This window comes from Streptomyces sp. NPDC127084 (assembly GCF_042724175.1).
Lineage (GTDB): Bacteria > Actinomycetota > Actinomycetes > Streptomycetales > Streptomycetaceae > Streptomyces.
The window spans coordinates 22,772-29,223 of the sequence record NZ_JBHXFA010000097.1; the positions used below are offsets into that span (position 1 = coordinate 22,772).

Annotated in this window: 6 protein-coding genes, 1 pseudogene and 1 riboswitch; of the genes and pseudogenes, 3 read left to right on the top strand and 4 right to left on the bottom strand. The window is 71.3% G+C overall.

Annotated features, from left to right (window positions below; genetic code table 11):
- Window positions 1–182: 182 nt before the first annotated feature.
- Window positions 183–830: pseudogene (locus tag ACFWI9_RS21965) on the bottom strand (response regulator); the annotation flags it as partial.
- 222 nt (window positions 831–1,052) lie between these two features.
- Here ACFWI9_RS21965 and ACFWI9_RS21970 point away from each other — a divergent pair.
- Window positions 1,053–1,607: an alpha/beta fold hydrolase gene (locus ACFWI9_RS21970; protein WP_387164375.1), complete on the top strand. Its 555-nt coding sequence runs from the start codon at window positions 1,053–1,055 to the stop codon at window positions 1,605–1,607.
- Window positions 1,608–1,694: 87 nt separating this feature from the next.
- Here the strand turns inward: ACFWI9_RS21970 and ACFWI9_RS21975 are convergent, their stop codons facing one another.
- Window positions 1,695–2,483, bottom strand: coding sequence for a CbtA family protein (locus tag ACFWI9_RS21975; protein ID WP_387164377.1), 789 nt, complete (start codon window positions 2,481–2,483; stop codon window positions 1,695–1,697).
- Between the two features lie 46 nt (window positions 2,484–2,529).
- Entirely contained in the window at window positions 2,530–2,754 is a 225-nt protein-coding gene (locus tag ACFWI9_RS21980; protein ID WP_387164379.1) for a CbtB-domain containing protein, read from the bottom strand.
- A 39-nt stretch (window positions 2,755–2,793) separates the two neighbouring features.
- A riboswitch (cobalamin riboswitch) is annotated at window positions 2,794–2,962 on the bottom strand.
- Between the two features lie 44 nt (window positions 2,963–3,006).
- Here ACFWI9_RS21980 and ACFWI9_RS21985 point away from each other — a divergent pair.
- Window positions 3,007–3,609, top strand: a complete 603-nt coding sequence (locus ACFWI9_RS21985) for a histidine phosphatase family protein (protein WP_387164381.1) — start codon at window positions 3,007–3,009, stop codon at window positions 3,607–3,609.
- A 2-nt stretch (window positions 3,610–3,611) separates the two neighbouring features.
- Here the strand turns inward: ACFWI9_RS21985 and ACFWI9_RS21990 are convergent, their stop codons facing one another.
- The gene (locus ACFWI9_RS21990) at window positions 3,612–4,373 is read right to left on the bottom strand and encodes a DUF1775 domain-containing protein (protein ID WP_387164385.1); all 762 of its coding nucleotides are present in this window, start codon (window positions 4,371–4,373) and stop codon (window positions 3,612–3,614) included.
- Between the two features lie 237 nt (window positions 4,374–4,610).
- On the opposite strand from ACFWI9_RS21990, the gene ACFWI9_RS21995 reads away from it, so the two are divergent.
- Window positions 4,611–6,401, top strand: coding sequence for a sulfatase (locus ACFWI9_RS21995; RefSeq protein WP_387164382.1), 1,791 nt, complete (start codon window positions 4,611–4,613; stop codon window positions 6,399–6,401).
- Window positions 6,402–6,452: the final 51 nt, after the last annotated feature.

Consider the following 6,452-nt stretch of genomic DNA (forward strand, 5'->3'; position numbering starts at 1 on the left):
GATTCCGCGGGGGATCATGGCGCCGCCTCCCCTGTGCGGTCGTCCGCCTGCCCACCGGCGCCGGTTCGGTCTTCGGCGTGCTCACTCGCGGGCCGGGCGCCCACCGACCGGTCGTCGGTACGGCCGCACCCCGGCCGGTCGTCCGTTCGCGCAGCAGCCGGCCGCTCCTCCGCGCGCGTCGATGGCCTGAGCATGCCTGCCCGTTCGGCGAGCAGCGCTGCCTGGACCCGGCTGCCCACTTGAAGCTTGGTGAGGATCGCGCTGACATGGTCCTTGACCGTGCCGGTGCTCAGATGCATGCGGGCCGCGATCTCACCGTTGGACAGCCCCTCGGCGACCAGGACGAGCACATCCCGCTCCCGCTCGGTCAGCAGCCCGAGGCCGCGCGCCGTGCTCTCCTGGCAGCCGGCGCCGCTTTCGAGGTAGCGGTCCACGACCGCGCGGGTGATCTTGGAGGACAGCACCGCGCCCCCCTCGGCCAGGGTCCGCACCAGATACGGGAGTGCCTCGGGGTCGGTGTCCTTGAGCAGGAAACCGGCGGCGCCGGAGCGCAGCGCCGTCGCCACGTACTCGTCCATGTCGAAGGTCGTGAGCATGGCGACCACCGGTGGCCGCGGCAGTCCGCGCAGCGCCGCCAGTACGGTGAGCCCGTCCACGTCCGGCATCCGGATGTCGAGAAGCACCACGTCGGGGCGCAGTTCCTGGGCGGTCCTGACCGCGTCGCCGCCGGGGACCGCCGCGACGACCTCGATATCGTCCGCCGCGTCAAGGATGTGCTGGAAGCCCGTACGGATCAGGGCTTCGTCATCGACCACCAGTACCCGGATCACGTGTGCTCCACTCGCCTTCGGACCACTTACCCGATTGGCACCGTTTCGTACCATGCGGGGCAATGATGGGCGGCTAGCGCGCCCCAGGTGCGTTCCGGCCGGACGGCGGGGAAACGCCAGCCACTCGGCGGGGGCGATTCCGGACGACTGCCGGATGGTTGCAACGGGCAACTTCCTCGACTCTTGAGCATAAGACGCATGACGTGCGACGGAGGGCGAGGCATGGACACGTTCAGCTATCCCGCCAGTGACGGTCGTCTGCTGCGTGCCACCCGGCTCGGCACGGGCCCGGCCGTGGTCCTGCTGCACGCCTCAGGCTCGTGCGAGGGCCACGACCACAGCGACAGCGGTCGTCTGCTCCCGCTGGCCCGGCGGCTCACCGACAGCTACACCGTCATCCTGTCCGAGGCGCGGGACGCCGACGACGCCGCCGCGCTCGCCGGCCACCTCGGACTGGCGGGCAACGCCGCCGTCGGCGGTACGGGCCTGGGAGCCGTCATCGCGCTGCGAGCCGCGGCCGGCCATCCCGAGCTTTTCGGGGCCGCGGTCGTCATCGACGCCCCCGACGTCGGCACCGACGTCGACCTCGCCACCGTCTCCGTACCCACCCTGGTCGTTCCCGGAAGTGCCGAGGAACTGGCCCGCGCGCTCCCCCAGGGAAAGCTCGCGAACCTGAGCCTGTGCGGCGAGGAGGACCCGGCCCAGTGGATGGCGCCCGCGATCTGGGCCTTCCTCACCACGCATCTCACGCGGCGGCCCGCCCGGGTCCTGGTATGACCTGACCGACTGACGCGACCAACGAGAAGGACCCCGCCCTGGCGCGCCCCCAGGCGGGGTCCGTCGTCGTCTCGCTCGCCGGCTCGGTCAGTTCGCGGCCACCGGCGCGGCCGACTCCCGCGGCGCCTGCGACGTGGCGGCCTTGGGCTCCAGCACCCGCTGGGCGAACTCGCCGAGAATCAGCCCGAGCGCGGCCCACAGCAGCGCCTGGACGCCGAGCGACGCCAGACGGAACTGCCACAGGACATCGGCCGGGAAGTGCTCCGGAGTCGCGTCGCCCGCGGGAAGGAAGGCCAGTGCGATCCCCACCACCGCGGTGAAGGCGGCGCCCGCGGCGACCGTCGCGTTCCAGTTGCCCCAGCGCGGTGCCAGCTTCTTGCCGATCAGCACCGCACCGATCAGCAGCAGCACGCTGAGCACGATCATCAGGAAGAACATCGCGGTGCGCTGGTTGAGCGTATCCGGGTCGCCGACGGCGGGCGGGTTGGCCGGGTACTTGAGGAACGGCACGAACGCGACAGCGACGAAACCGCCCGCCGCGACAAGCGCGGCCGTGGCGCGGGCACCGAAGGCTCCCACACGGCCGAGCGCGAAGCACAGCGCCAGCGCGGTGATGCCACCGAGTGCCGTGCCGTAGACCAGAACGGCCGTGCTCAGACCGGCCGTCGCCTGCACGGCGCGGCTGACCAGCTCCTCTTCCGGCTCGCCGGCGCCACCACCGTGGCCGTGGTGGGCCGCGCCCGCCTCCTCGACCGCGATGGCGGCATCGACCTGCGGTTCTCCGACGAGGTACGCCAGCCCGAAGGAGAGCAGCCCGGCGAGCACGCCCGCGAGCATGCCGCGGACCAGCAGAGCCCTTACAGTTGCGGAATTCATGTGCGGTTGTCCTGTCCCGTACGTATCAGTCGTTCAGCGGTACGGGTCAGTGGCACGGGAAGCCGAGCAGATGACGGCCGTCGTGGACCCACTCGTGCACGCCCTCGCCGGAGAACACGGAGAACGCACCCTGTTCGGCACCGACGAAGTACAGCAGGACGAGCATCAGCAGGCCGAAGAAGGCGGCCCAGGGCGCGACGACGCGGACCGGGAGCTTCGCCATGACGGGCTGGGCAACGGGGATTTCGGGGGTGATGGCGGACTGGGCCATACCGGACCTCCTCGGGAACACGCGTCCCGCTTTCGGTGGTGCACGCGATGACGGTCACGGGTCTGACTCACCCGACGGCCCCGTCCCTGAGGGATTTTGACCGTCTGGCACACAGTGGCGCGACCGTGCCGGTTTCTCACCGGTCTTCCGTGTCTGCCGTCATCCTTTCGGATGAGAGGGTAGCGGTCCGTGAACCCGCCGCCAATAGGGCCTGTGACCAGCGATCTTCATCACACGGAAGGATCCGTCCATATGTCGGTCAGGCTGACACTGCTGTGCGCCGCAGCGGGCCCCTCGGTACGCGGCGAGGCGCGCTTCGGCGACGGTCCGCTCGACGATCGGGCCGTACGCGAGGCACAAGCGGCACGGTCCGCGCTGCCCGCCGCCCCGGTGCTGCTCAGGGCGCCGTCCGTACGGTGCGGGCAGACCGCTGACGCGCTGGGGCTCGACGCGTCGGTCGAACCCCGGCTGCGCGACCTGGACTACGGGGCCTGGCAGGGCCGTTCGCTCGCCGAAGTGGTGGCCGGCACGGGTCCCGGCGCAGGTCCCGAAGCGGTCGGGCAGTGGACCACCGACCCGGCGGCGGCGCCGCACGGCGGTGAGTCCGTACGCGAGCTATGCCTGCGGATCGGCGGCTGGCTGGACGCACTTCCGCAGGCCCTCCCCCAGGACTCGGGACGGCGCGTGCTGGCCGTGGTCGAGCCCGCGGTCGTACGGGCGGCGAGCGTGCACGCGCTCGGCGCGCCGCTGCCCGCGTTCTGGCGGCTCGATGTGCCACCGCTGTCCGCTGTCGGTCTCACCGGGCACGCGGGGCGGTGGAATCTGCGGCTGATCGCCGCGGCACCGACCGCCTGACCTCAGGAAGCGGTGCTCCGGCGCTTCCACCAGTAGCCGCCCCCGGCGATGGCCGCCAGCACCACCGCACCGATGACCAGGGCGGGGACGGGCGACGAGCCGTCTTCCCGGGCGCCTTGGGCGTCCTGCCGCTCGGCCCCCTGCTGTCCGGTCGCGGGCTTGGCGGACGCGTTCTCCGGCGACTTGGCCGGGGACTTCTCCGGTGCGACGGTGCTCGGGCTGGGCGCCACCGGCTTCGCCCCCGGCGCGGCAGGCTTCAGGGCGAGCATCGGTGCCGGATTGCCGTGCCCGTGGCTGTGGCCGTCGCCATCGCCGCCGCCGGACTCCTCCAGCTCGATCCAGCGGTCGACGCGCCCGTCGCCGTACGTCTGGAGGGTCTTGAACGCCAGCGACTCGGCGTCGGGCAGCTGCCGTACGGTCACCGAGTACTCGACGTCCTCGCCGACGCCGACCGCGGGGCCGGAGACGGCGTAGCCGCGCGGTGTGGCCGCGAACTTCCAGCCGTCCGGTCCCGACTTGTAGGTGACGTCGGAGGGGAGGATGCCCGCGGGGAGGATGACCTCCATCTTGCTGATGCCCGCGCTGTCGGACTCGGACTCGGCGCTGAAGTCCAGCGTGACGTTCTCGGCGAGCGCCGCGGCACCCTCCGCCTCGACTTCCACATGTGCCGCCGCCGGGACGGCGAAGGCGAGCGAGGCCGCGAACGCGGCTCCGCTGAGGCCGGTGAGGACGGAGAGGCGGCGTGCGGTGCGCGACCTGGTGATCTGAGACACGGGTGACTCCCGGAGTGGTGGGGGCTGCCCCATCATGGGGCACGGGCAGCGGCTTGAACCGATGGCATCGCCGAACCGTACTGATAACGGCGACCCCGGGCCTCACGGGTCCGGGCCGTCGTGCTCACCGGGCCAGCACGGAAGGATGTTCGGGTGCCGCTCTGGACGCGCTCTCGCCAGGAACCGCAAGAACAGCAGGATGAGGTAGAGCGGCCGGCAGTGGTCCGGTTGCCGGGACAGACCGCAGCCGAGCCCGACATAGCCGGCGTCCCGGACCTCCCCGGCACGGCGGAAGCCCCTCCCGCCAGTACCGCACCGGCCCCCGTCCGCGGCTGGCGCGGCCGGTATCCGGGCGCGGCGCGCGTCGTCCGGCGTACCACCACCGGACTCGCCGCGCTGCTGGTGTTCCTGGCCCTGCTCGTACCGAACAAGTCCGGCTATCTCACGTCCGGGGTCTTCCTCCGCATCCCCGTCGAAGCGCTCTTCGGCACCGCGCTCCTTCTCGTCCTCCAGGCCCTGCGCCCGCGCGCGAGGCGCGTCACGGCGGCGGTCGGCGGGGCGGTGCTGGGGGTGCTGACGGTCCTGAAGTTCCTCGACATGGGGTTCTTCTCGGTACTCGACCGGCCCTTCGACCTCGTACTCGACTGGATCCTGTTCGACGACGCCACGTCGTTCCTCGAGGACTCCGTCGGCAGGGCGGGCGCCGTGGCCGCCGAGATCGGGGTGGTGCTCCTGGTACTCGCCGTGCTGGCCCTCATATCCCTGGCGGTCGTCCGGGTGAGCCACCTCGTGGTGCGGCACAGCGCCGTCGCAACCCAGGGCACCTTCGTGTTCGGCTGCCTGTGGATGGTGCTGGCGCTGCTCGGGCCGCAGACGTCGGTGGGGCTGCCGTTCGCCGCCGGGACCACGGCCGATCTGGCCCAGGAGCGGGTGCACCAGGTGCGTGCGGGGCTGAAGGACAAGGAGCAGTTCGCCAAGGAGTCCCGCGTGGACGCCTTCCGGGCCACACCGCCCGACCAGTTGCTGAGCGGGTTGCGCGGCAAGGACGTGATCTTCACCTTCATCGAGAGCTACGGCCGCAGCGCCGTGCAGGACCCGGCGATGGCCGCGCAGGTCGACGCCGTGCTCGCGGACGGCACCAAGCGGCTTCGCGCGGCGGGCTTCTCGTCGCGAAGCGCCTTCCTGACCTCGCCGACGTACGGCGGCGGCAGCTGGCTGGCCCACTCCACCTTCAACTCGGGTCTGTGGATCAAGAACCAGCAACGCTACCGCAGTCTCACCGCCAGCGACCGGATGACCCTCACCAGCGCTTTCCGGCGTACAGGGGCGTGGCGCACGGTCGGCATCATGCCGGGCGTCACCCGTTCCTGGCCCGAGGGGAAGTTCTACGGGCTCGACCACGTGTACGACTCCGGGAAGCTCGGCTACCAGGGACCGAAGTTCAGCTGGACGCCCGTGCCCGACCAGTACAGCCTGGCGGCGTTCGAGCGCCTCGAACACGGCAAGGAGGGCCGCGAGCCCGTGATGGCGGAAATCATCCTCGCCTCCAGCCACAACCCCTGGGCCCCGATTCCCCGGATGATCGGCTGGGACGAGGTCGGCGACGGCTCGGTCTACGACTCCATCAAGAAGGAGGGCAAGAGCCCCGAGGAAGTGTGGGAGGACCCCGACCGGGTGCGCGACGAGTACCGGCGGGCCATCGAGTACTCCCTCGACAGCCTGATCTCGTACGTCGAGAAGTACGGCGGCAAGGACACGGTGCTGGTCTTCCTCGGTGACCACCAGCCTGTCACGACCGTCACCCGGGGCAAGCTGGGGCGCGATGTGCCCGTGGCGATCGTCGCCCATGACCAGGCGGTGCTGGACCGGATCTCCGACTGGGGCTGGGAGGCCGGACTGAAGCCCGGTCCGAAGGCGCCGGTCTGGCGGATGGACAGCTTCCGGGACCGATTCCTGGGCACGTTCTCCTCGGGAGCCTCCTCCGCGCCCTCGGCATCCCCCGGTTCCTCCGGCCGCTGAGATATGCACAGCACGGACGCTGATGGCGGCGGCCCGCACCATGTGCGGGCC